This is a genomic window from Robinsoniella peoriensis (genome assembly GCF_000797495.1).
Classification (GTDB): domain Bacteria; phylum Bacillota; class Clostridia; order Lachnospirales; family Lachnospiraceae; genus Robinsoniella; species Robinsoniella peoriensis.
The window spans coordinates 160,480-184,269 of the sequence record NZ_JTGN01000010.1 but is presented as its reverse complement, the minus strand read 5'-3'; the positions used below and the strand labels follow the sequence as shown (position 1 = coordinate 184,269).

The 23,790-nt window shown below is 42.6% G+C and carries 19 protein-coding genes and 1 pseudogene; 3 read left to right on the top strand and 17 right to left on the bottom strand.

The window, feature by feature from the left end; translation table 11 throughout:
- Positions 1-11 precede the first annotated feature (11 nt).
- The 3 genes from QR40_RS20085 to QR40_RS20075 are packed head-to-tail and all read right to left on the bottom strand — an operon-like array spanning position 12 to position 3,747.
- Complete coding sequence (locus QR40_RS20085) at positions 12-1,829, bottom strand: DUF6320 domain-containing protein (RefSeq protein WP_044296525.1); 1,818 nt, start codon at positions 1,827-1,829, stop codon at positions 12-14.
- A 3-nt stretch (positions 1,830-1,832) separates the two neighbouring features.
- Entirely contained in the window at positions 1,833-2,771 is a 939-nt protein-coding gene (locus tag QR40_RS20080; protein ID WP_027296689.1) for an alpha/beta hydrolase, read from the bottom strand.
- Between the two features lies 1 nt (position 2,772).
- Positions 2,773-3,747: an SseB family protein gene (locus QR40_RS20075; protein WP_052378043.1), complete on the bottom strand. Its 975-nt coding sequence runs from the start codon at positions 3,745-3,747 to the stop codon at positions 2,773-2,775.
- A gap of 329 nt (positions 3,748-4,076) precedes the next feature.
- On the opposite strand from QR40_RS20075, the pseudogene QR40_RS20070 reads away from it, so the two are divergent.
- Positions 4,077-5,054, top strand: a pseudogene (locus QR40_RS20070) (exosporium protein); the annotation flags it as partial.
- Between the two features lie 53 nt (positions 5,055-5,107).
- On the opposite strand, the gene QR40_RS20065 reads toward QR40_RS20070, so the two are convergent.
- The 11 genes from QR40_RS20065 to QR40_RS20015 all read right to left on the bottom strand — a co-directional run bounded on the left by QR40_RS20065 (position 5,108) and on the right by QR40_RS20015 (position 15,281).
- Positions 5,108-5,566, bottom strand: coding sequence for a low molecular weight protein-tyrosine-phosphatase (locus QR40_RS20065; protein WP_027296687.1), 459 nt, complete (start codon positions 5,564-5,566; stop codon positions 5,108-5,110).
- Between the two features lie 280 nt (positions 5,567-5,846).
- On the bottom strand, positions 5,847-6,992 hold the full coding sequence (locus tag QR40_RS20060) for a hypothetical protein (RefSeq protein WP_044296524.1): 1,146 nt from the start codon (positions 6,990-6,992) through the stop codon (positions 5,847-5,849).
- 133 nt (positions 6,993-7,125) lie between these two features.
- Positions 7,126-7,485 carry a nucleotide pyrophosphohydrolase gene (locus tag QR40_RS20055; protein WP_044296523.1) on the bottom strand — a complete coding sequence of 120 codons (360 nt, stop codon included), beginning with the start codon at positions 7,483-7,485 and terminating at the stop codon, positions 7,126-7,128.
- Between the two features lie 12 nt (positions 7,486-7,497).
- A complete protein-coding gene (locus QR40_RS20050; RefSeq protein ID WP_044296522.1) occupies positions 7,498-9,255 on the bottom strand; it encodes a DUF2075 domain-containing protein in 1,758 nt (585 codons plus the stop codon).
- A gap of 146 nt (positions 9,256-9,401) precedes the next feature.
- Positions 9,402-10,838 carry a sensor histidine kinase gene (locus QR40_RS20045; RefSeq protein WP_044296521.1) on the bottom strand — a complete coding sequence of 479 codons (1,437 nt, stop codon included), beginning with the start codon at positions 10,836-10,838 and terminating at the stop codon, positions 9,402-9,404.
- A gap of 14 nt (positions 10,839-10,852) precedes the next feature.
- Positions 10,853-11,545, bottom strand: coding sequence for a response regulator transcription factor (locus tag QR40_RS20040; protein ID WP_044296580.1), 693 nt, complete (start codon positions 11,543-11,545; stop codon positions 10,853-10,855).
- A gap of 131 nt (positions 11,546-11,676) precedes the next feature.
- A complete protein-coding gene (locus tag QR40_RS20035) occupies positions 11,677-12,441 on the bottom strand; it encodes a lantibiotic immunity ABC transporter MutG family permease subunit (protein WP_027296682.1) in 765 nt (254 codons plus the stop codon).
- Positions 12,438-13,190 (bottom strand): lantibiotic immunity ABC transporter MutE/EpiE family permease subunit, encoded by a 753-nt coding sequence (locus tag QR40_RS20030; RefSeq protein ID WP_027296681.1) that lies wholly within the window; start codon positions 13,188-13,190, stop codon positions 12,438-12,440. Before QR40_RS20030 ends, QR40_RS20035 begins: the two co-directional genes overlap by 4 nt.
- Positions 13,187-13,891: a lantibiotic protection ABC transporter ATP-binding protein gene (locus QR40_RS20025; protein ID WP_044296520.1), complete on the bottom strand. Its 705-nt coding sequence runs from the start codon at positions 13,889-13,891 to the stop codon at positions 13,187-13,189. Before QR40_RS20025 ends, QR40_RS20030 begins: the two co-directional genes overlap by 4 nt.
- A 221-nt stretch (positions 13,892-14,112) precedes the next feature.
- A complete protein-coding gene (locus tag QR40_RS20020) occupies positions 14,113-14,883 on the bottom strand; it encodes an AIM24 family protein (protein ID WP_027296679.1) in 771 nt (256 codons plus the stop codon).
- A gap of 167 nt (positions 14,884-15,050) precedes the next feature.
- Positions 15,051-15,281, bottom strand: coding sequence for a hypothetical protein (locus QR40_RS20015; RefSeq protein WP_044296519.1), 231 nt, complete (start codon positions 15,279-15,281; stop codon positions 15,051-15,053).
- Between the two features lie 97 nt (positions 15,282-15,378).
- On the opposite strand from QR40_RS20015, the gene QR40_RS20010 reads away from it, so the two are divergent.
- Positions 15,379-16,803 (top strand): recombinase family protein, encoded by a 1,425-nt coding sequence (locus QR40_RS20010; protein ID WP_044296518.1) that lies wholly within the window; start codon positions 15,379-15,381, stop codon positions 16,801-16,803.
- Positions 16,804-17,958, top strand: coding sequence for a collagen-like domain-containing protein (locus QR40_RS20005; protein WP_052430962.1), 1,155 nt, complete (start codon positions 16,804-16,806; stop codon positions 17,956-17,958).
- A gap of 75 nt (positions 17,959-18,033) precedes the next feature.
- Here QR40_RS20005 and QR40_RS20000 read toward each other — a convergent pair whose 3' ends face one another.
- The 3 genes from QR40_RS20000 to QR40_RS19990 are packed head-to-tail and all read right to left on the bottom strand — an operon-like array spanning position 18,034 to position 23,773.
- A complete protein-coding gene (locus QR40_RS20000) occupies positions 18,034-19,476 on the bottom strand; it encodes a phospholipase D family protein (protein WP_044296517.1) in 1,443 nt (480 codons plus the stop codon).
- A gap of 18 nt (positions 19,477-19,494) precedes the next feature.
- A complete protein-coding gene (locus tag QR40_RS19995) occupies positions 19,495-22,572 on the bottom strand; it encodes an AAA family ATPase (protein ID WP_044296516.1) in 3,078 nt (1,025 codons plus the stop codon).
- Positions 22,553-23,773 carry an exonuclease SbcCD subunit D gene (locus QR40_RS19990; RefSeq protein ID WP_027296675.1) on the bottom strand — a complete coding sequence of 407 codons (1,221 nt, stop codon included), beginning with the start codon at positions 23,771-23,773 and terminating at the stop codon, positions 22,553-22,555. Before QR40_RS19990 ends, QR40_RS19995 begins: the two co-directional genes overlap by 20 nt.
- Between the last annotated feature and the right edge of the window lie 17 nt (positions 23,774-23,790).

Sequence of the window (23,790 nt, the reverse complement as noted above, 5' to 3'; positions counted from 1 at the left end):
GCTTTATATCCTTAAAAGTGAAATTTCTTATGCAGTTCCACCATAAAATCTTTCCACTTAAATATAACCAATGCTGCAATAAATAAAAATGACAGTCCGGAACAGATCACAGAAGGATAGTGGACACCTACACATCCAGTCAATATCAGCAGAAACGGAACAATTCCAACACCTGCGGACATTACGTAATAAATCATATATTCCGGTGGTCCTAATTGCTGTACCTTGGAAATTGTCAGGATCGATATCGTAGTCAGAAGGCTGATACCCGGCAGTACATAATCAATGGACCACCTGTTCCACCCGGTAAAAGCATCCCAGGCGAGACAACAGGCAATGATAAGCAGCAGCTGCCACATGGCATTTTTCAGTAAATTTCGTCGTTTGTAAAATCCAACTGCAAGTGCCAGCCACATACAGAGCATGGCTCCCCCCACAAAGAGTGACCAGATACTATGAGGTGTAATAATTACATTTGCCATAACACAGATTACCACAGCCGCCAGACATAAAAAGGAAAACAGTTTAAAGAACTGCATTCCGGGATACACCGGTTTTCGCTTTTCCGGGTATTTATCCTTTAGCATCTCCACTTCAACGCCCTGTTCGTTTAGAATGCGGAAAAAATTCCGCTGAACATTTTCACTTTCAAACCTGGAGGTAAAGCTTAAAACAACATGGTCTTCAAAGGAACACATACAGAGTTCCGTTTTCGGCGTACTGGTAAACACATGGAACCATTTAATATAAGGCCCGTATACTTCCGGCATGTCCACAACACCCATATTCGAAAAGATTGCGGTTACATTTTTAGAGGTAAACTTTGCCGCTGCCTGCAGACAGAGATTCTTAAGCGCCAGCGGTGCCACTCTCAAAAAAGGATTCTGTTCCAGGTTCATGAATTCATTCATCCTGCCTGCAACCCGCTCCTTGGTAAGTTCAATTTTAAAAAACTCTTTCACATGGTTTACCACGTCTTTGAATGTGGTAACTCCCGTTTCAAACTGGAATCCGGCATCAATCCAGCTGAAAAAATTAAGCATGGACTGGGATGGAAAGTACTTGCGCAGATTAACCGGAATCATCAGAACTACCGGATATTTCTCCTGTCTGGGACTCATTTCCCGGTGAATGGCACACAGATAAACTGCCGTCAGAAATACGGTCATCGACACACCATATTCCCTGGACTTTTCCAAAAGCTGCTTTACGGACACCATTCCTTCCGTAATATGCATATTTTCATAATCTGATTTCAATCCCCGAAGCTGATAGGAATGAACAGATTTTTGTTTCTCATCTGATTTTGTTTTAGAATAATATTTAAAGAAGCTGTCGTCTTCCATATCTGCATCGGTAAGATCCTGACTGTCCAGAGGTATCTCTTCCGGAAATTCCTCTTTGTGGGCTTTTAGAATATAATTTTTCACCAGTTCCCTGGTAAACTGCATGGCACCCGTACCATCTGTCAGTGCATGGAAAACCTCAAAGTTAATTCTGTTTTTGAAATAGGTTACTTCAAATAAAAGACTCTTCTTATCCCGGACATAGATATTGCTGCAGGGAAGTTTACTCTCTTCCTTTACAACAGGATGCAGGGAACTTTTCTCCAGATAAAACCAGAAAAATCCTTTCCGCATCACAGAGCAGAACATCGGATAAGCCTCAATGGTTTTATCCAGCGCCTCCTGAAGGATTTCTTCCCGGATCGTTTCCCTTAAATCACAAGAAAAGCGAAATACCCTGGTATCCTTCTTCCCGCTGGTAGCCGGAAATATTTTCGCCGCGTTATCTAATTTTCGCCAACGGGCCAGCTTGGTCTCAGCCATTTCCTAGACCCCCTTTAAAAAACTGTTTATAATTTCAAAACTCTCCTGAACATGATAACTCATAATCCCAAGCGCAAAAAAACCATGCAGGGCATCCTTAATACGATGCACCTCCACTGCATTTCCCGCTTCTATTAATTTTCTTGCATACTCCTCCCCTTCATCCCTGAGAGGGTCAAATTCTGCCGTAATAACCAGTGTTCTAGGAAGACTGGAAAAATCCTGTGCCAGAAGCGGTGCAAAATACGGACTCTGCCGATCCTCGTCACAACTTTGATACAGATCCAGATAATCACTCATTTTCTTGGCAGTCAAAAGAAAATCCGTCCCATTTTCCTGCACGGATAGAAAGGGGGATTTTTCAGAATAATCATTACTGACAGCCGGATAGATCAGGATCTGCCTCTGGGGTACGAATTCTTTTCTGTCCCTTGCCATCTGGCAGATCGCTGCCGTCAGATTGCCTCCGGCACTGTCTCCGATAATTGTAATTCGCTCAGGGTCAACATTTAAAATCATGCGGTTCTGATAGACTGCCTTAACTACTGCATAGCAATCCATAAGCCCGATAGGAAAACGATGTTCCGGCGCAAGCCTGTATTCAATCGATACAACTACATGACCGGTACTTTTCGCCATACGGGCGCAAACACGGTTATAATTCTCAACGCTTTCCGTAACCCATCCGCCGCCATGAATGAAAATCAGAACCGGGCAGGTGTTTCCTTTTGTTCCTTCCCCGGTCAGAATATCTTCATCCGGCATATAGATTCTGACCGGCACCTGATAATCACCATTGTATATCTTATCATCGATTGTCTTATAGAAAATCTTCAGCGGATCAATTGCCTTAAGATTAGCCATATGTCTGGCTGAATCTATTTCAATTCCTCCATAAGACAACGCTTTAAGTGCCAGTCTGAGCGGTTTATTTATCGTCATTCTATTCTCCTTTGGTATTCAGCTGTCCTTTTACCAGAAGCAGATTAAAGCCCATTGGATTTAAGACAATTCCCTTTGCCTGCTCCACAACTACTTTATTCAGATTCTGGAAAGGCATTGCAATAGCCCTGAATTTCTTTTCTTTATTAAATTTATGGAATTCTCCGGGGTCTGTGAATACCGGCTGGTAAACATCGCCATTCTCGTATTTTACAAATGGTACCATAATATTTTTATTATCTCTGGTCAGTTCTTTTGGCTCTTCTTCGCCTTCATTTAATTCCTTGAATTGAATCGGCACCAGATAGTTGCCTCTTCTTATATTAACCAGCATTTCTTCTTCTAATTCCCGTAATCCCTGTTTTTCTTCTTTTTCAACAGGTCTTCTCAGTTCCTGCATGAAATAAAGAGCTGTCAGCTGCAGTTCCGGATTCAAAACCGGTATTTTTTCTTTTGGAGCATTGGTATAGTCCGGTTTCTTACATAATTCTTCCAATTGGATTTCAAGAGAATTCACTCCACGGTCAATTACAACTGCATTTGCTCCCATCGGGAATAAATTTATGTAAAAACCAAGGAACTGGTCCTTATTGAATTTAATAATCTGTACCGGTTTCTTTTCCTCATTTAATTTTGCTGCTTCCCGTTGAGCAAACTGCTCTCTGGAGAATATAAAAATCTGGTCATTAAATGTATCTTCATCGCAATGAATATAAGGCATGTTGGTTCCCTTGGAAAATAAAACAAACATCTCTTCTAACACTTTCAGTTTTTCCAAAACTACATTATAGAGAAACTTGGATTTTGTCTCAAAAAACTTAAATGCATTTTCATCTTCTTTATTCTGTTCCATTAAAGATCTGCCAGTCTGGCATAAAATGATAATCTCCTGCATATCCAGCTCTTTATATTTTTCAACCTGAAAGTCATTGCTGACTAATAATTTCTTAAGTTCCTGTTGTCTTTCCTCAGTCATAGTTTTTCCCCTTGCATTTTATTTTATGTGAACATATGCATTTATTATACACTACCATTATAAAAAAGTCAGCACTTATTTGGGGGTTTTGTGGTGGAAAATGGGAATAAAGATATCTTCTATTGAAATTATAAATATAAGTTTGACGGAGATCCTTGCATATTATGACAGAAATTCTATTCATTTTCACTACTTTATAATTCCCTGCATATTTAATAGTACATTGATAATATTTGTTTTTTTATTGATGTAACAAAAAATGTATTAAAGGAGTGATAGATATGTATAACGATAATCAGCTGTATGGCATTGATTTACTGCAGGATGCGGGACCCACCGGGCCAACCGGGCCTACAGGGCCGACTGGTCCCACCGGCGCAGATGGAAGTGTAGGTCCTACAGGTGCTACAGGAGCTACCGGTGCGAATGGCTCAACCGGACCCACTGGTGCCAGAGGTGCTACAGGAGCAAACGGCGCTACCGGCAGTACCGGTCCCACCGGCAGCACGGGTGCCACAGGCGCGAATGGTTCTACCGGACCCACTGGAGTTACCGGACCTACCGGCGCGAATGGGATCACTGGTCCTACCGGCGCAAGCGGCGCTACCGGACCCAACGGAGCTACCGGCGCCACCGGTGCGATGGGCAACACAGGGGCTACCGGCGCGAATGGTTCCACCGGACCTACCGGGGTTACCGGATCTACCGGTGCGAATGGGATCACTGGTCCCACTGGTGCAAGTGGCGCTACCGGACCAAATGGAGCCACCGGAAGCACCGGACCACGTGGTAATACAGGTGTTACCGGCGCAAACGGTACTACCGGACCCACAGGTGCTGCTGGCGCTACTGGTGCAAACGGAATCACGGGTCCCACCGGAGCTGTGGGTTCTACCGGTGCTGCCGGAAACACCGGGGCTACCGGGGCAATCGGAGCTACCGGGCCTACAGGCGCTAACGGCGCTGCCGGAATAACGGGTGCCACAGGGGCTACCGGCGCAAACGGAATTACCGGACCCACAGGTTCTAACGGTGCCACGGGAGCTACCGGCGCTGCCGGTAGTACCGGACCTATTGGGGCTACCGGGCCAACCGGGGCAGACGGAATTACCGGACCAACAGGCGCTACCGGTTCAACGGGGTCTACTGGGGCAGATGGGGCTGCCGGTCCTACCGGACCAAACGGCGCTACCGGCGCTACCGGATCCGATGGTCCTGTCGGGCCTACCGGCTTAACAGGCGCTACCGGCGCAAATGGGGCTACCGGCGCCACCGGACCCGATGGGGCTACCGGACCGACCGGAGCAGACGGTCTTGAGGGTCCTACCGGTACTGCATGATTCGTACAACTGCATTCAAGCTATTGTTCCCTTAAAACATATTCTAACAATCCCTCACAGCCTTCGTAAATATCTTCATAAGTCCGGTCAAAATTACCGGTATACCAGGGATCCGCAATGTCTCCGGGATTGTTAGTAAAGTCCAGGAGCTTAAATACCTTATTATCCCTGTCTTCTCCCATAATCCGAATCATATTCCGGATATTAGCCTGCTCCATTCCGATAATATAATCATATTTCTGATAATCATTCCCGGTCAGGCGTATAGCTCTTTTCCCATCTGCAGAAATATTGTACTGCTTTAATTTCTTCCTTGTTCCGGGGTGAACCGGATTTCCAATTTCTTCGCTGCTGGTTGCAGCTGAGTCAATGATGAATAAATCACTGAGACCTCTTTTTTTTACCATATCTTTGAAAACAAATTCTGCCATGGGGGATCTGCAGATGTTGCCAAGGCAGACGAATAGGATTTTTATCATATTTTGATTCCTTCCCTTCACCTGTTCCACCTATATTTTAGGGGCTTGGTGTAGTTTTTGATTTATTTAGCATACTCATTTCATCTCGTTTTTAAGTAGATATATTTAGAACTTTTTTGCTATAAATATTGATAATTTTCATAATTAATCAAATGCTATTTTGGGGGTTTGTTAAACTCTTGTTTTTTACAAAAAGTTTCATGTATCGTGTACTATATAACTTTTTTCTATCTGAGCAAAATAATAAAATCGCATAATTAAATATTTCATTCCATATCATCTAATCAATTAAACCACCCACAAGCGGTGGTATTGTTTGTCTGAGTTTTACCTTCAAACAATTTGCATTCGAAACACGGCTCTGGTCTCGAATATAAACTTCCACATTGCGTAACCAAAAATCTAAAGATACATTTCCATCTTCATTTACAATTTTAATAATATCTTGCAGATACTCTATCATCATAGATTCTTGATCCCTGTTTTCTAATTGCTTCATGTACTTATCTGTAAAATCACATTTTTCAGATAAGTTCCCTTGAAAATAATTAGGCTCAATCTTTTGGAAACTTTCCAACTGATGTAGCATCAAATATGAGTTGTACAACACATAAAGAATTTCACATTTGGGTAATTCTTTCACACATCTAACTAGTTTAATAATCTGAGCAAAGGCTCCTTGTAGATCATTTTCTTCCAGGCAAGCGACTGCATCATTCAGAATACTTTCTCTAAAAGAAAATTGAACTCCATTTTCCTCAACATGAGTCACTAGTAGTTTTGCCAGTTCACAATAACTATTATCACCGATATATTTAACTATCATTGATTTGTCAGAATCATCTTTTCTGTAAAAGTGCCACCCCATTTTCATACATGGTAAATAAGTAAAATAAACAGTATCATTCGTTGCCGTTATAGCAGACAATACAAACCACCTGATATCTTTAAAGATGTTATTGTTTTCCAAAAGACTATCTATATTTTTTTCATCTCCGTCTACCATGCCACCTATAGGAATATTATCCTCTGAATGAATAGCTCCTTTTGTGCCTATTTTTCCTAATACCGAAAAATCATTTTTAATAGTTCCAATTTGAATTTTCACATTTAAGATGGGCGACTTTTGTGGATTCCTTGCGAAAATCGTACCATTCCTTACATAAAAAAAAGGTAATGATCTCTCGAATTTATCCTCCTCATCCTTTTGGGCTTTACCTTTTTTCTCTTCTTCTTTTTCTACACGTTCGTGTCTATCTTTGTTTACTTGAAAAAAATATACTAAACTCGGTATCGTTAACGGCAGTGTCAGTTCAACAAATCTAATAAGTACTTGATTTCCACTTAATAAATCAACAATTTTATCATTGCCAAAATAAATTGCCAACAAAATAATAACATAGATTAGAATGTATTTAATTAACATTAAAAATACCTCCTTCTAGACAGTCTTTAATGATTAATTTTCTTCGTGAGTGTACCTCTTTATACAAGCATATACACTCAGCGTTTACGCACAGCCTGCAGAAAGCATTTTTTACCCTTGCTACTTGCTACTACTATATCTCATCATATTTCAAATTCTTCCCTCTAATCTTTTCCACCGGATACTTCTCGCCATTCTTATGAATCTTATTCTCTAATATAACCCCCAGATCTATATGGTTCATCTGGGCAAACCGCAGAATAAAAAACAAAGTATCCGCCAATTCCTCTTCTATATGCTCTCTCTTTGACTGATCTGTGAAGAATTGACTCATTTCTTTCTCTGATTTAAACCGAAAAATATCAAGCAGTTCATTTGCTTCTGTAGAAATTCCGATGGCTAGGTCTTTGGGATTATGAAACTGGTCCCAATCCCGTTCTTCACAAAAATTTTTAACTTTTTCCATTAATTCTTTTACTGTATTTTCATTCATATTCTATCCTCACTAAATAGCGGCTGCAGCTTCTTTCAGCGCTTTTCTCAGTTCAGCGTCACAGGCGTAAATATAAAGTCCATTTACACCACGTGTCATCAGCACTCTTACCTCATGTTGTATTAATATCTCACCAAACTTTTCTTTTGTTCCGTCTGATAAGGTACGATTTTGAATAGCTTTTGCATTATGACTTTCCACCGGATCAAATATAATTTTTCCATTGCGGTATTTTACAGACGGTCCTAATATTACACCTGCATAATTTAAGTCAAACCCCTGAATGGTAAAAGTTGATCCCACCTCGTTTACCGTCTGCGGCTGTTCCGCCCAGGACAATGATTTGATTTTCTTCTTTTGTTTCCGGTCCAGTTCTTTTTCCAACTCATAATTCCAGGGCTTATGCCAGTTTCCAATGCTAACCTCCCAATATTTCCTTAACCTGTCTTTTGCCCGGTTTTTAGCGCTGTATTCCCAGTCATACGTAGCAATCATTCTGGAGAGTGCACAGTCTTTTGTAGATATCTTCCTCTTTATCTCCAATTCAAGTTCCACCGGCTGGTCAAAAATTTTAATCTCATAGCCGGTTTTGTCAGCTGGAATCTTATTCAGTTTCCGGGATTTCGTAAAAGCATCAATCCAATTTACGGTTGCTTTATCCGCTGATATTCTTAACTGATTCTTTAACTCCATATAATTATGGTTTTGTTTCGCCAGCGTTTTAAAATGATCCAGTACCTGAGCTTCCCAAAGCTGCTCTGTTGTCAGTATCTGGTTTTCATCAAACATGACCACCGTCACTTTAGCTCTGTCAATAATATCCTGCAATTGATTTTTTCCCCGATAGGATTGCTTGCCCTGGGTTAATAATAAATGTGCTTCATCTATAAATGCCACATCCACCGGATCTTCCGTTGTATGGTGATTAATAAATGTTGTGGGTTTGCATACAAATTTATCCGTTATGCCAAGTTTCTTTGCAATCTGCTCATATACCGTTATCTGCTCAGTATGGTTTACCATCATATAGCATTGTAATTGATCCATGCCCAGATCCCCTGCTTTTGTAATCAAGTCATAAAAGGTACTGCTGTTTAACACGGTCTTTCCGGTTCCCGCTTCCCCTTCAATAAATATCAGTTGTTTTGTCTGATTCCCCTGCATTGCACGAATCACCTTTTGGATAATTAATTCTTTTGCCTGCAATTGCTCCGGTGTCATTTTATGCAACGGAGATGCCTTAAATATAGCTGAATCTTTAATTTCTGTTTCTGTTGGAAACAGATTCGGATCCTCTTTTCTTAATTTACTCCATATATTATGGAAAATAACATCCAGTTCCTCAACCGTATAGTACTTATTTTGGGGATTTTCATTCTGATTATGTACTTTTTTAACATGCTCTATGCTCATCATATAATGCATCAACCGGTTTTCAATATCAAGGGTCAGAGATTTATTAAAATGCTCATGACCAATCAAAAACAGCCTTGCTCTGTTCTTATGCAGCTGGTATTGCCATTTCTTTTTATCGTTTGCTTCCTTATAATGCTGTTTTGTTCTCTGAATTACATTATTTGATTCCCCTATATAGACTTCATAATCATTTGATTCCTGCCAGTTATGGATATAAACAGTTGGATAATTCAATATGAGATCCTGCACCTTTTCCGATTCAGCAGTCTGCAGTCTCTCTTCAAATTCTTTTAATGAAGCATCATTATCCTCAATTTGAAATATAATTGGTTTAAGATTTTCAATTTTTGTCATAATCGTACCTCCATATACTGCCGAAACAGAACATTTATCCATATATTACCACATAATCATTGAAAATTCATTTCTTTTCTCACCTTTTCGGAAACATCAATTCCACAAAATAAAATCTCCCCATAAAGCTTCCCATTCGTTTCTATTCACTCATTCACAAAGATTTTATGCTCAAATACAACACACGCCCCACCGGATTTCAGGTTACCGATTTTAATAGTTCCACCGAGTAGCTCCACTAACTGCCTGGCGATATACAATCCCAGACCGGAATGTCCGTCTTTGGTTTGCCGGGCTTTATCGCCTCTGTAAAATTTTTCAAATACTTTTTGTGTGTCTTCCGTACTGAATCCTATACCTGTATCACTGATTTCATATGAGATACATTGATCTACAGCATTTACCGTTATTGTTATTCTCCCTCCCGTTGGGGTATACTGCAGACTGTTCGATAAAATATTGTCCAGTATTCTCTCCAGTTTGCCAGGATCTGTTATATACGGGTCCGGTATATCTCCCCGGATATTTAATTGGATGGAGATATCCTTTCTCTCCGCCTGGACTTCATAATCATGTACTTTCTGCTCCATAAATTCAGGCAGATTTACCGGAATCAGATGGAGCTTGACAGATGATCTTTCAAGATCCGAGGTATATTGCATTTGCTGTACCAGTGAGACACTTTTTTCTATATTTTCTTCGATAACGTTAAGGTATTGCAGCTGTTCCTCATTCACTTTTGTATCATCAATCAACGCTTCTGCGTATGCCTTTATCACAGACAGCGGCGATTTCAGGTCATGTGCCAATGACTCCACCATTTCTACCCGTTCCTGTTCCATCCTCCACTGGGCTGACAGGGATTTTTTCAGTTCATCTTTCATTTCCATAAAAGCAGTGCAAAGTTCACCCAGCTCGTTATCGGAATGATAATCGATTTCAAAATCCAGATTTTTATTTTTTATCTGACGGGAGCCTTCTTTTAAAAGCTGCAGTGGACTGGTTATATTTTTCGTCAGCCTCCTGGAAAACAGAATAATACATGCTATGAAATAGAACACTGGTGAGAAAGCCACAAGGATAATTGCATAGTTTAGCCATTCATTCCCTTTATTTACAGCAGATAAGCTTAATTGATAGGCGAGGGAAACTGCTCCTTGTATTTTTCCGTCATCGCCAATAACCGGTACTATACGAACATAATTTCCGGAGATGAGCAGCGTCATATTCAGGTTGTCATAGAGCTCTTCTTTCGTTTTAAAAAGCCGGTCAGGATATGTGCCATATAAAATATTGCCTTCCCCATTTACTACCTGATAAGTAAGTCCGGTTTCCTGAATGATATTTTTCAGACCCTCTTCGCTGGATAAAGACAGAATATCTGCTTTTTTATCCCGGACATAGTCTGTTATTCTGGGAATTTGCTGTTCATAATAATCCTGTGGATTGATCTCATTGTTATTAACAGCCTGACGAAACAGCATTATTGCACCTGCATAGGTAAGCAATGATGCAATTAAACTGGTAACTACAATTAAAACCAGTGTGATACGGAATTGCGCTGCAAGTGACCGTTTTTTCATAGTGATTTCCCCTTCTACATTTTATTCCACTTATACCCAATTCCCCAAACCGTAGCGATATAAGGAATAGAAGGCGTGACAGCTGCAAACTTGGTGCGGATATTTTTAATCCTTTCAACTACCGTTGTATCATCTCCACACGAATCATATCCCCATACGTTTTCATAGATCTGTTCTCTTGAAAATACCTGCCCCGCATGGAGGGCAAGCAGTTCTACAATCTCATATTCTCTTTTTGTAAGGGAAATTTCCTCATTGCCAATGTGAACTGTCCGTCCCCGTAAATCCAGGGAGAGGCTGCCAAAATACAGTTTCGGACGCTTCTGCTCTGTATTGATATATTGAGACCGTTTTTCACGCCGTAAATTAGCTTCAATTCGCGCCATTAACTCCCTTAATCCAAAGGGCTTTGTGATATAATCATCCCCGCCAAGAGTCAACCCCTTGATTTTATCAGTTTCCGATTGTTTGGCACTTAAAAATATAATCGGACATAACACATCGTTTCGTATGGCATGGCAGACTTCAAAACCGTCCGCTTCCGGCATCATAATGTCCAGTATAATAAGATCCGGCTGTCTCTTTGCCAGTTCAATACCTCTCCTGCCGTCATCTGCAATCAGTACTTCATGCCCTTTTGACTTTAGTTTTTTCTCTAATAAAGCAGTCAATTCTCTTTCATCATCAATAATTAATATTTTACTCAATTTTACATCGCCTCCCATTCCAAAACGTTTAGGACAGGCTTTTAAAAGCCTGCCCATATAGTATCCGCCAATTTTCCCTATTGGTCAAGTTTATGAAAAAGTTGGTAATCACTACTTACCGTATTTGGCAGTTATTCCCTTAATTCTCTGCCTTCCCATCTATTAAACCAGATAATTCCGCCAGCCAGAAAAATAAAAAGCCCGAATGCGGTCAGGATAAGTTCTAATATTAATATTCCGCTCCCGGAAATATTTGCAGTTGAAGACCCGGTCTGAAAACAAACTGCCGGCAGCATTGCCATTTTTACCGGCCAGGACCAGGGAATGATCATCCAAATTTTCCCTCCAAGACCGGTTGCCCCGATCAAAGCAGCCATCAGGATTCCACCCATGCTGATTCCGATAGATGCCCCCATTCCCCACAGCAGGCTTACCCACAAATGTATGGACAGTACAGGAAGTGCACCAACTACAGCAAGAAGTGCCGCAGATATAAATAAAAAAATATTACCTCCATCAGATATAACCACCTTCATTCCGATACAGAGAATAAGTATCGCAATAAATGTGCAGCACGTCAGGCAGAAAATTAACATCAGAAACTTCCCCATATACAACTTCATTCTGGAAATATGATTGTTCAAAAACCCGGTAAAACTTCCTGCCAGTTCTTCCTCTTGTATCATAAATCCTGACAGAACACCCGCCCCTACCGGAATAATCATTGCCGTCCACACAACAAAAAAACCTTCATAAACAAACTCAGATGTAACGCCACTGCGGATTGACAGATAGGCAACTATGCAAAGGGCAACGATTACAGGCATACAAAAAGTAATCCATCGAATCGCTGTTCGTTTTGTTTTCAACCATTCTGATAATAATAATCTGATCAATGTATTTCCCTCCTTCTAAACCAAACGCCTGAAATTGCAGTTATGATAATTAACAGAATTACGGACACAGCAATTCCAACAGGGATTACAGAGCTGTTCAGCAGCGGATTACCGGATTTCAATTCAGTACCGTTGGGATGAACCCCAATAATCGGACACATTAACCTCGTTGCCCAGGACCAGGGTACCAGAAACCAGTAAGACTGCGGTGCTGCCATTACCCCTGCTATCATCCCTGCAAACGCAACTCCCATGCTGAAAAGGATTCCCTTCCAGGCAGCCGCCCATAGCTGTATGGGAATCAGCACAAGAGATACCAGCCAGCATACCAGACAACCGGTTATCATCTGGTATATGGGTATCTCACCTTTTGAGGAGAACAGTCCGGAAATTATAATGGAAAAAAACAGAACCAGTGCTGATAACAGGCTGTGAATTGCCATGGCTGCCACCTTATGTACCCAGACAGCCTTCGGCGAGATATCATGTACCAGAAGTGCGCGGTAATCTCCGGCTTTCTTTTCCTGAGCGGCTGCCATGCCGGCAAACAGTCCCATACCAAGGGGCAGGAATATCAATGGCCACCAGTTAAATACTAAAACCATAATACCTCTCCATGAGTTGGAAAGGGTCGGGACCAGCATTCTGATCACTAAGGAATAGAGTGCAAAAAACAAAGGAATCCATACAATCAGTTTTCTCATAAATGTTCTTTTGTATTTTAACATTTCCGATTTTAAACCATTCATCCTGCTTTTCCCCCTTTGATAATTACTTCCGTAAAAAACGCTTCCAGATCTTCATTGGGATTAGGCACACCCTGAAATAAAAGCCTTCCTCCGCTGATAATCCCGATTTCATCAACAACCTGGGCAACTTCCGATAAGATATGACTGGATAGAATTACCGTAATTCCCTTTTCCGGCAAAGAAGAAATAAATTCACGTAATTCCTGAATGCCAAAAGGGTCAAGCCCATTGGTAGGTTCATCCAGAATGAGTAATTCCGGATTATTAAGCAGGGCTATCGCGATTCCGAGCCGCTGTTTCATTCCCATTGAAAACTGTGATGCTTTCTTTTTTTTGGTATCTTTAAGATCAACCGTTTTCAGTACTTCGGGAATTCTTTCATTTGGGATTCCCAGAAGCCTTGTATGCACCAGTAAATTTTCCTCTGCTGTAAGATTTCCATATAGAGCGGGTGCCTCTATCAAAGAACCTATTTTTGCAAGAGATTCCCGTTTCCAGGGTTTTCCCTTAAAGATAATCTGCCCTTCCGTAGGTCTGAGAAGCCCAACAATCATTTTAAGGGTTGTGGATTTCCCTGCACCATTGGGACCAAGAAGCCCATAGATACTATTTTGCTCAATTTGCAGCGAAATTTGGTTGGCTGCCATTTGCTCTCCAAATCTTTTTGATAAATTTTTTGTTTCCAATATCATTTTTCCCATATCTAACCATCCTTTCCTGTAATAGTTCCAAGTCATGTTCCTGTCTATTACAGAAATGATCTTAGCATATAAAAATAACGTTTCTATAACGCGTATCAATTTTAATTTCCACGGACAACGTAATGGTAAGGTCCGGTAAATTGCTGCAAAGTAAAAAGCACATCCGCTCAGACGTGCTTTCTAAAAAATGTTTCTTATTCTTCATTCATTTTCATTTTGCTTTAAGCAATTCCCTTATCCACAGGTGCCATGAGTACTTTTCCCGTGCCACGGTAAACATTCACAAGTCCTTCACCTGATGCAGCTGAACCGATCAGTGTTTTTCCGGAACGCTCAACTGTAAAATCCAGGCTGCCGCTCCATGCTATCGCCATGTTCCCGTCAATTTTCAGTACATCATTATTTAAAGTAATCTCAATCAGTTCTTCCCGGGGAGACGGAGATTCCAGGCATAACACACCGGCACCATTCACACTGAGGTTAAAAAGCCCTTCATTGCCGGCTACCGCTGAAGAAAGATTTGACCGCATTACCGCCTTATGTTTTAAATTAGAGTCGCAGGCAAGGAATAAACCGTCATCCAATACAATAGAACCATTCCAATCCTGCACATCGATCAGCAAAATATGTTTGTAAGTCGGCTCCAGCACTAAGGTGCCGTCTCCGGTATATTCCGGCTTAATTGCTGATTCACCGGTAACTTTTCCACGTACGGCTTTACTGAACAAATCACCCACGCCTTTAATTCCGGTTGTGGCATTTACATTACCAACCATCCACTGCATTGCTCCTGCCTGAAGTGTAATATTGGCTTTGGTCATATCACAGATTACCTGTCTCTTGCGAATATTCATTGCATTGCAGAAATATGCTCTCTGTGCGTCTGAAGGCATTACGCTTAAATCACGTTCATACTCTATTACGGTAAAAGGTCCCATAGATTCCAGTGTGTTAATATCATCATTTTCTGTTAAATTCGAAATACGGTACATATTAAATCCTCCTGATCTTCTTTTTACTGAATTATCTTGTTATTGATTATAACAAATTTCGACCTAAAATACAATTAATTTATTGTGCACATTGATGAAACTTAAAAGAAAAAAATCGCTATATCTCAGCTTATATGCTTATCCCATCCATTTTATGTATCGGTATTCTAATTTAGAAGTTCATAATCTATCTTTACCTGCTCCTGCTCTTCCAGAAGCGCAATCAATAGTTGAAAGACGCTCTCTGCTTCCGGCAGTTTTATTTTCTGCCTACCTGCAGCAGACCATTCTTCGTCCGAACGGTCTGCTCCTTGCATTTCTGCTCCAGTCACTTCCTCTTCCAGTTTTCTATATTCCGGTTTTTCCATATTCCTGCAGCCTTTCTGTACCTCATCCATATAAACTATGCTTCACCCTTTATCCTGCTACATCACATCAGGGCTCATAATCCACTGCCATTTCTCATAAATTGCTTAACATAAGGAGGGATACAAAATGTTGCCAGAAATATTAGAATACTCATCCCAGCCTGTCACACGCTGCGCACTTTATATCCGGGTATCTTCATCCGAACAGGCAATGCACGGAAAATCCCTGGAAGCCCAAAGAATGTATCTGGAAGAACATGCCGTAAAAAATTCTTATAAAATTGCAGGTATATATGCGGATGAGGGGAAAACAGCCAGGAAGGAATTAAAAAAAAGAAAAGCGATCCATGCCCTGCTGGAATCGGTAAAAAGAGACGAGATCGATGTAATATTATTCTGGAAAATGGACAGATGGTTCCGAAACGTATCCGACTTTTATAAAGTACAGGAGGTTTTAGACCAACACCATGTGAAATGGTTTGCAGTTGCCGAACCAAACATGAACCTGGATACCCGGGATGGACGTTTAAATCTGAATATTATGCTATCTATCGGTCAAAATGAGGTGGATACCACATCCGAAAGAATAAAATTTGTAAATGAAGCTTCCATCTCCCAGGGCAGATTAATATTTGGAAAAAACTCCATGCCCTATGGATATACATCACAAAACATAAATGGAATTAAGAAAATGGTAATTGATAAAGAAAAAGAGGCAATTGTCCATGAATGGGCACGATTTTTTCTGATGTCGCAAAGCAAACGCTCCACGGCTGAACACATCCGCACAAATTTTGATGAAACCTTTACCTATGATATCATGAACAGTATGTTGAAAAGTGAATTCTATATTGGTAAATACAGGGATAACACCACATACTGTGAACCCTACTTTTCTTCCCAAACATGGGATATGATTCAGAAAGCAGCAAACCGGAATGTAAGAAAGCCAACCGGAGAAAGAGTATACCTTTTTACTGGATTGATTAAATGCCCCTATTGCGGAAGATCATTGTCTGCATCCTATTCTACTAGAGTTCTGTATAAAAAAACTGGTGCCAGAAAAACATATATTTACTACCGCTGCTCCTATGGAACAAATAATAAACTGCACAAGATTAACCCGCTGAATGAAATTAAAATAGAAAATTATTTACTGGAACACTTACTTAAGGGATATGCCGGATACAAAACCAGATGTATTAGAATTGATGAAGTAAAAAAATCAAAACCAATTGGTACTCCGGATAAAATAAAAAAGGAAATAGAACGATTAAATTTTCTCTTTCAAAAAAGCCGAATCAGTCTGGAAAAATATGAAAATGAATATAGCGATCTGACCCGGCAACTGCATGAAACAGAGTCCGTCTCCACTAAAACGCAACAAAAAAAGGATCTGTCCGAATTAGAAACTGTTATAAACTGCGGTTTTCATGAAATCTATAGAAGGCTGGGCAGGCAGGGAAAGCAGCGTTTCTGGCATCATATTATTAAAAAAATTAATGTGAACCAAAAAAATGAAATCGTATCTGTTGAATTCAATTATTTTTGATTGTGTTGTACAAATCCGGGAGTACCTACCGGGCCTACTGGTAATACGGGCGCAGACGGAGCTACCGGACCCACAGGAGCTGCCGGGGCCACCGGCGCTGATGGCGCTGTGGGCGCTACCGGACCGACCGGAAATACAGGACCTGCAGGCGAAACTGGCGCCACAGGACCTACCGGAGCCACAGGCGCTGGCGGAGCCACCGGAGTTACCGGCGCTACCGGAAGTACCGGGGCCACTGGAATTACCGGCGATACAGGCGCTACCGGCGCAGTCGGACCTACCGGCGCTACCGGGGCTGATGGGGTTACCGGTGTTACGGGCACTACCGGGGCTACCGGCGCTGACGGAGCGGACGGACCGACCGGCGCTACCGGGGCTACCGGCGCTAATGGAATCACCGGGGCTACCGGGCCTATTGGTGCCACCGGACCGACCGGGGCTGATGGCACCACCGGTGCTACGGGAGCAACAGGTGCTACCGGCGCTAATGGAATCACTGGGCCTACCGGCGCTGCAGGCCAGGCAGGAGCTACGGGAAGTACCGGGGCTACCGGGGCAGTAGGTCCCACAGGGCCAACCGGGGCAGACGGTCCTGCAGGCGCTACCGGGGCTACCGGAGCAAACGGAGCAAACGGGGCCACCGGACCGACGGGCGCCGTTGGTGCCACAGGGCCAACCGGAACCGCAGGAACAAATGGTAATACCGGAGCTACCGGCGCTGCAGGCGCAACTGGTGCTACGGGTGCTACCGGACCTTCTCCTACCCAGACAAATGCAAGATATACGGTAACCTCTTCATCCTTAACAAATAATGCAGCGATTGCTTTTGGTGTTGTTTTCAATAACGGCACCAACATCACCGCACCTACAACTACTACGTTTCAGTTAGCAGCAGGTCATGTTTATTCCGTATCCTATATTGTGAATGCCACCGTAACTTTAGCTGGATTTATTGGAGTAACACCACAGGTAAACGGCGCTGCACAGGCCGACTTTGTGACAAACAGCACCTCCACACTATCTGCGACAAACCCTGGCGTATCGGGAACTTTCCTTATTAACGCCACTGCAGCTACAACACTGAGCTTTTTATTTAATTCCTCTCTGACAGCTACCGCTCCACATGGTGCAGTATCGATCGTAGAGTTATCATAATCGCTTTTTAAGCAGAAAGGGAGCTGAATCACAGATGGGAAACCATCTATGACCCAGCTCCTTATTTGTCCTGCATCAGATCATCACGCGGAAGGGTCCCAGCACTACTCCCAGCACCTTCCAGATCACTTTCTTAATAAAAGGAACCTCCGCCACTTTTACATGTGCGGGTGTCTCATAAGTATCTTCATCTATGACTTTTCTGGCATCCTGCTGCAGTTTGTCCATATAACCCTCTAATTGTTTGTTTAGCTCTTTGCTGTCTACAACCAGCATCAATTCCGTATCCACATAAGTGCTTCGAAGATCCAGATTATAAGATCCTACAATCGAAATATCATCATCAATTAAGATGGATTTCCCATGATAAGACTCACCCCCGTCATATTCATAGATCTGCACTCCGGTATCAATGATCTTTCCTTTATTTTTCAGATAATCCGATGAAGCAACAATATTATCACCGTTTTCCACCGAATTGATCAGCATGGTGAAATCAACGCCGGTTTCACTGATTTCTTTCATTCCCTGGTACATATCGTTACTTAAGACAGCGTATGGGGTATGTAATACCACCCGCTCTTTTGCATGTGCCATCAATTGCTGCATTTCATACCATGCAGTGGGTTCTTTTCCATAGATATCTTTGGGGTTGGAAACCAGTGTTGCCTTATTAGTTGGAACCGTCACCTTATCAAAATAATCATCTTTAACAAATAACTCCGGTTTTTCTTTTTTTATTTCCCGGTAATGCTGTTTTAAGGAATCCACCTCGGCTTTTACACTGTCTTTTTCCTGAAGCCTGCTGTCGGAATGAAAGACTCTGCAGTACTTGTAATCCCACATTTCATTAAAATAGGACTCCAGTTCAAACAGGGAACTTTCCTTAGTCCGGTCCGTCCCTGCCGCTGTATTATAAATAAAAACTTCCCGATCCAGGCTCTTGTCATCTTCGATATAGCTTCCAAGGAAATAGTCAAATGTATTTCTGCCGCCTAAAAGGTAATACTGATCGTCAACAATCAAATATTTATCATGCATTCTTCCATGAAATGTCCAGGGCTTTACCGGGTTTGGCATATTATAAATGCGCACCTCAATGTTGGGATGACTGGAAACCGCATAAAAAAGCTCTTTTCCCTCCATTCGGATTAAGCCGCTGATTCCATCTACCAGAATCTGAACTTTCACCCCACGGTCTGCCGCATTTAAGATCATCGCCAGTATATCTCTTGTGCTGTATCCCGGACGCATATCAAAGGTGGATAAAATAATCCGCTCCTTTGCCTGCTCAATCATCCTGATCCGCTCATCCAGAGCATCCATACTGTCTTCCACAATATATGCCCGGTCTACCGACAGGGTATCGGAATAATATTTATCTGCACTGGATCCCGCCTTATAGTCTGCACTGACCTTTTTCATTTCCAGAAAAGGTGCCAGCATTCCGATTACGAGATATAAAATAATGGCTATGATAGTAATGATAAGCCAGTGTCTTCTTAAATATGCCTTCATACTATGCTCCTTCTTCCTTTACACATGCTCTATCTCCACTTTAGTTCCGCTGATACCGCTTTGTGCCGGACTGACAATCAGCCGTACCGGAACCCTTGCCTTTACTGATTCCACATGAGAGATGATTCCTACTTTCAGATGTTCATTGTGAATCCGCTCCAGGGATGTCATAACTACATCCAGAAGATTCTCGTCCAGGGAACCAAATCCTTCATCCAGGAAAAACAGTTCCAGCGGCGCTGTTCCCTTAAGCTGGATTTCTTCGGACAGGGATAAGGCAAGCGCTAAAGAAGTCACAAATGTCTCTCCGCCGGAAAGGGTTGCCGGAGCTCTTAACACCCCACCGTTTTTATTGTCCCGAATCACAAATTCTCCTTCCAGATTCGTTTCCAGCTCATAATTACCGTTTGTAATCTCTGACAGCCGTCTGGATGCACTTCTGGAAATATACTTCAGGCGCTCTGCCGCCATATATTCTACAAACCGTTTTCCCCGGCTGACCCCTTTTAAATCCTCCAGAATACTGATCTGATGCTCCACGGCATCCAGTTCTTCCCTGAGCTTCTTCTTTTTCTCCAGATTGCCCTTAATACTTTTCACCTGTTGTTTCCATTCACCCAGCTGCTCCTTTTGTTTGTTCAGCGCAGCTTCAAGCCCCTGGCACTTCACATTTAATTTTTTTATTTCTGCTTCCGATACAGCTCTTCCACCCAGCTTTTCACCGGTTTCCTTTATCTTCAAAGAACACTCTCTTAATTCATTATAATGATTATCAATAGACTTTTCAAACTCCTGATATTGCTTTTTGTCTAAAACAGCATTTTTCACTTCTTCCATATCTGCAAAGTTCAGACGGGTCATCTCTTGCTTTAAGCTCTCCTCCGATTTCACACGGGCATTCTTATTACCTTCAAGCTGCCCAAGCAATTGATCTGACTGCTGCTTTATCGACTGGCTTTCCTCCGTTGCCTGTTGAAATTCCAGTCTGTATCTCTCGTATTTCTCCAGCAGTGAAGAAAGTTCTTTTTCCAGTAATGTTACACAGGCTTCCGGATTCATTTCATTTCCGATTTTTTCTGCAACCTGCCTTTTCTTCTCCCGAATACTGCTCTCAAGAGGTATCAGCTCCAGCTGTATTTTATTTGCAGCTTCTTTACCTGTACTGATATTTGCCAGGATATTCTTCTGTAAATCCCGGTTATCACTCAGTGACTGCCTTGCCCTTTGCAGCTGTTCTTCTCTTTCTTCCCTGTCTTTGTCAAGGCTCTGAATCCTTTTCTTTTCCTCTTTAAAATCCAGTATCCCCGTTTGTGACTGCAAATCCAGTAATAAGGCATTCTGATTTTCCCAGTCAGTCCCGGCTATTTTAATCTCTGCCTGCAGTTCCTCCTGCTGGCGGGACAGAAGATTTATAATACCTGCCTGGCTGTCCTTTTTCCGCTCCAGCATTTGGATTTCAGCATTGCATGTTTCCAGCATTTCCTCCAGATTTTCTACCTGGTTTTCTTCACCCGGCTGAAAGCCATCTGTCTGTTCAGTGTCTTTTCCCCACTCATGGTGTCTCCCACCGCATACAGGACAGGGCTCTCCTTCCTTCAGTTCTTTGCGAAGAAGTGCTATCTGCCTGTCTCTGATACCTTGCTTTAATTTTGTTAACTGTTCCGTAATCTGCTGTCTTTCCCTGAATTTTTCCTCTAATTTTTCGGAGAATTCATTTGCAGTAACTTCTTCTTTCTGAAGTTTTTTGATGCCGGCTGTCCGCTTATTTTCCTGGCTGTTCAGATCCTTTTTAGATTTATTTACGGATTCACTCTGATGAATACCATATTCAATCTGATCCCGGTAATCTGCCGTTACTTTTAACTCCAGAAGGCTCGTTTCCAGTTTATGAATATTCTGGCTTTCTGTTATTTCCTCCTGAATCAGATGTTCCTGTTTCTTTTCAAGATCTTTCAACTGTTCCTGCTGCATAGACAACTTCTTTTGAAGCTCCTGCTGCTGCTGCTGCATGCCCGGAAGTTCTTTCCACTGCTCCCATGCCTCTTTGGCACTCTGCAGCTTTAAGCGGATGCCGCTTTCCTGCTCTTCCCTCTGCCTTGCAATATTCTGAAATGATAATTCTTTCTCCTTTTTCCTTGCATTCGTCTCTTCCAGCCGGAGCTCCCACTCCCGGATCTGATCCTGCAGCATTCTTTCCTGTCTTGCCAGTTCCTCATAAGATACCAGCATGGGCGCTATACCCCCGGCTCGGTCTGCAGCTTTCAGTTTTTCTTCCCGCAGGGCTATTTTTTCTGACTGTTTTGTCAGTTCACCAAGCCTTTGTTCATGCACCTCCCGCTCTTTCATTAAAAAACGGACTGTCAGAAATTCCTGGTACGTTTCCCCCGTAATCCGAAACTCCTGTTCTGTCTTAGCCAGAAGCTGCTTTCCCTCTTCCAGCTGCCTGCTGCGCTGCTCCAGCAGTTCTTCACTGGCAAGAACATAGGCCTCCATCTGCCCCTGGATATTCGACCGTTTTGCCCTCTCCTCATTCAAGGCACTGTTCAGCTTTTCCTCCAACCCTTTACCGTATTCTTCCAGACGGAACAGGCGCTCCAGAATTTCTCTTCTGTCCTTCCCGCTGACTTTTAGGAATTCACTGAATTTCCCCTGTGGAAGTACAACTGTCCGCATAAAATCATCAGCAGTCAGTCCGATAATATCCGCACAGGCACGATCCACTCCTTTCACGGTATCCTCTAATATTAATTCTTCCTCTGTAACATCCACCAGTTTACATTTCCCGGCTTTCGTTCCCTGGGTAGTCAGCTTAAATTCCCGTTCTACCCGGTAGCGCTTTGCCCTGACACCGGTAACCTGGAATTCATAGCTGACAGAAGCGCTCTGGCAGTTCTTGTTAATAAATTCATTTGTTCCCCGGGACATGGCTTTTATTCCGTACAATGCCATAATCATCCCGTCCAGTATGGTAGATTTTCCGCTTCCCGTAGGACCGAAGATTCCAAAGAAGCCACGCTTGGCAAGCTCCGTAAAATCAATTGTCTGTTCTTCAACAAAGCTGTTCAGTCCCCGTATCTTAAGTCTGATCGGTCTCATGTTCCACATCCTTTCCCAATAACCCCAGCAATACCTCCATGGTTTCCTCCGGAGCCGGAACACCCCGTTCATGGAGATAAAATTCCTGGAACAGCTCATGAAACGGCCTCTCCCGAAACCGGTATTCACCCTCTTCTCTTTGGGTCTCCGGAAAAATGGGATGTATCTCCAGGATATCTTCCTTTAACTGTTTCATCTGTTTGATCTCATCTTCCAGAATCGCCCGTCCCGTTTCAATCTCCAGATAAACCCAGCAGACTTTCTCTGCATTATCCTGGCACAGGGAAATCGCATCCGTTACACTTTTGCAGCGCCATACTTCAATGGGCTTATACTGTTTCAGAGGAATCGACGTGATCTTTGCTTCTCCATGGGCACTTACATCCACCAAAAGCACCTGCTTCTGATAGATCTCTTCCCCTCTGTGATATTGGAGGGGTGCCCCGCTGTAACGTGCAATGTGGTTTCCCGGCACTACCTGCGGTTTGTGAATATGTCCCAGCGCAATGTACTGGGCCTTTTCAGGGAAAATATCCCCGCCTACGATATAACTGCCGCCCAATTGAATGCTTCGCTCTGACCCGCCTTCCACACTGTTCATGACAAACAAATGAGATACGATAAGATTTACCGTATCTTCCCGAAAATGTCCTTCCAGAGAGGTGAAAAGCTGCTTCATCCGATCCCCATAGGTAAGCAGCCGCTGCTCATCCGTATCCATATCTCCATAGAGCACTTCATTTAATCTCTTTTCACTTGGAAACGGAATCGTCAGTATTACCGCCCTTTCCGCACCCAGATCGATCTCTACATATCCCTCATTGGATTCCGTCACCTGATGTTGTCCATACCGCCCCGGAGAAATCACCGTTTTTGGCGTACCCACCATAATAATACCATGATCCATAGCCAGAGGCGTCGCTGCTACAAGCCGCTGTGGATTATCATGGTTTCCTGCAATGACCACCGTTATCCTTTTACCCTGACCTGATATCCTTTTCAAGGTATCGTAAAAAAGCTTCTCAGCACGGGCGGACGGGTTGGCGGAATCATAGATATCACCCGCAATCAACACAAGATCCGGGTTATTTTCTTCTACTATTTTCACAAAGTCTTCCAGGAACAGTTCCTGTTCATCCAGCCGGCTTCTGCCCTCCAGATTTTTACCCAGATGCCAGTCGGCGGTGTGTAATATACGCATCCAATGCCCTCCTTTTT

Bases quoted from the DNA above. Each gene is read 5' to 3' on its own strand.
- QR40_RS20075 (WP_052378043.1), bottom strand. From the start codon at position 3,747: ATGACTGAGGAAAGACAACAGGAACTTAAGAAATTATTAGTCAGCAAT.
- QR40_RS20025 (WP_044296520.1), bottom strand. From the start codon at position 13,891: ATGGGAAAAATGATATTGGAAACAAAAAATTTATCAAAAAGATTTGGA.
- QR40_RS20020 (WP_027296679.1), bottom strand. From the start codon at position 14,883: ATGTACCGTATTTCGAATTTAACAGAAAATGATGATATTAACACACTG.
- QR40_RS20030 (WP_027296681.1), bottom strand. From the start codon at position 13,190: ATGAATGGTTTAAAATCGGAAATGTTAAAATACAAAAGAACATTTATG.
- QR40_RS20055 (WP_044296523.1), bottom strand. From the start codon at position 7,485: ATGAATGAAAATACAGTAAAAGAATTAATGGAAAAAGTTAAAAATTTT.
- QR40_RS20085 (WP_044296525.1), bottom strand. From the start codon at position 1,829: ATGGCTGAGACCAAGCTGGCCCGTTGGCGAAAATTAGATAACGCGGCG.
- QR40_RS20045 (WP_044296521.1), bottom strand. From the start codon at position 10,838: ATGAAAAAACGGTCACTTGCAGCGCAATTCCGTATCACACTGGTTTTA.
- QR40_RS20050 (WP_044296522.1), bottom strand. From the start codon at position 9,255: ATGACAAAAATTGAAAATCTTAAACCAATTATATTTCAAATTGAGGAT.
- QR40_RS20010 (WP_044296518.1), top strand. From the start codon at position 15,379: ATGTTGCCAGAAATATTAGAATACTCATCCCAGCCTGTCACACGCTGC.
- QR40_RS20065 (WP_027296687.1), bottom strand. From the start codon at position 5,566: ATGATAAAAATCCTATTCGTCTGCCTTGGCAACATCTGCAGATCCCCC.
- QR40_RS19990 (WP_027296675.1), bottom strand. From the start codon at position 23,773: ATGCGTATATTACACACCGCCGACTGGCATCTGGGTAAAAATCTGGAG.
- QR40_RS19995 (WP_044296516.1), bottom strand. From the start codon at position 22,572: ATGAGACCGATCAGACTTAAGATACGGGGACTGAACAGCTTTGTTGAA.
- QR40_RS20060 (WP_044296524.1), bottom strand. From the start codon at position 6,992: ATGTTAATTAAATACATTCTAATCTATGTTATTATTTTGTTGGCAATT.
- QR40_RS20000 (WP_044296517.1), bottom strand. From the start codon at position 19,476: ATGAAGGCATATTTAAGAAGACACTGGCTTATCATTACTATCATAGCC.
- QR40_RS20015 (WP_044296519.1), bottom strand. From the start codon at position 15,281: ATGGATGAGGTACAGAAAGGCTGCAGGAATATGGAAAAACCGGAATAT.
- QR40_RS20080 (WP_027296689.1), bottom strand. From the start codon at position 2,771: ATGACGATAAATAAACCGCTCAGACTGGCACTTAAAGCGTTGTCTTAT.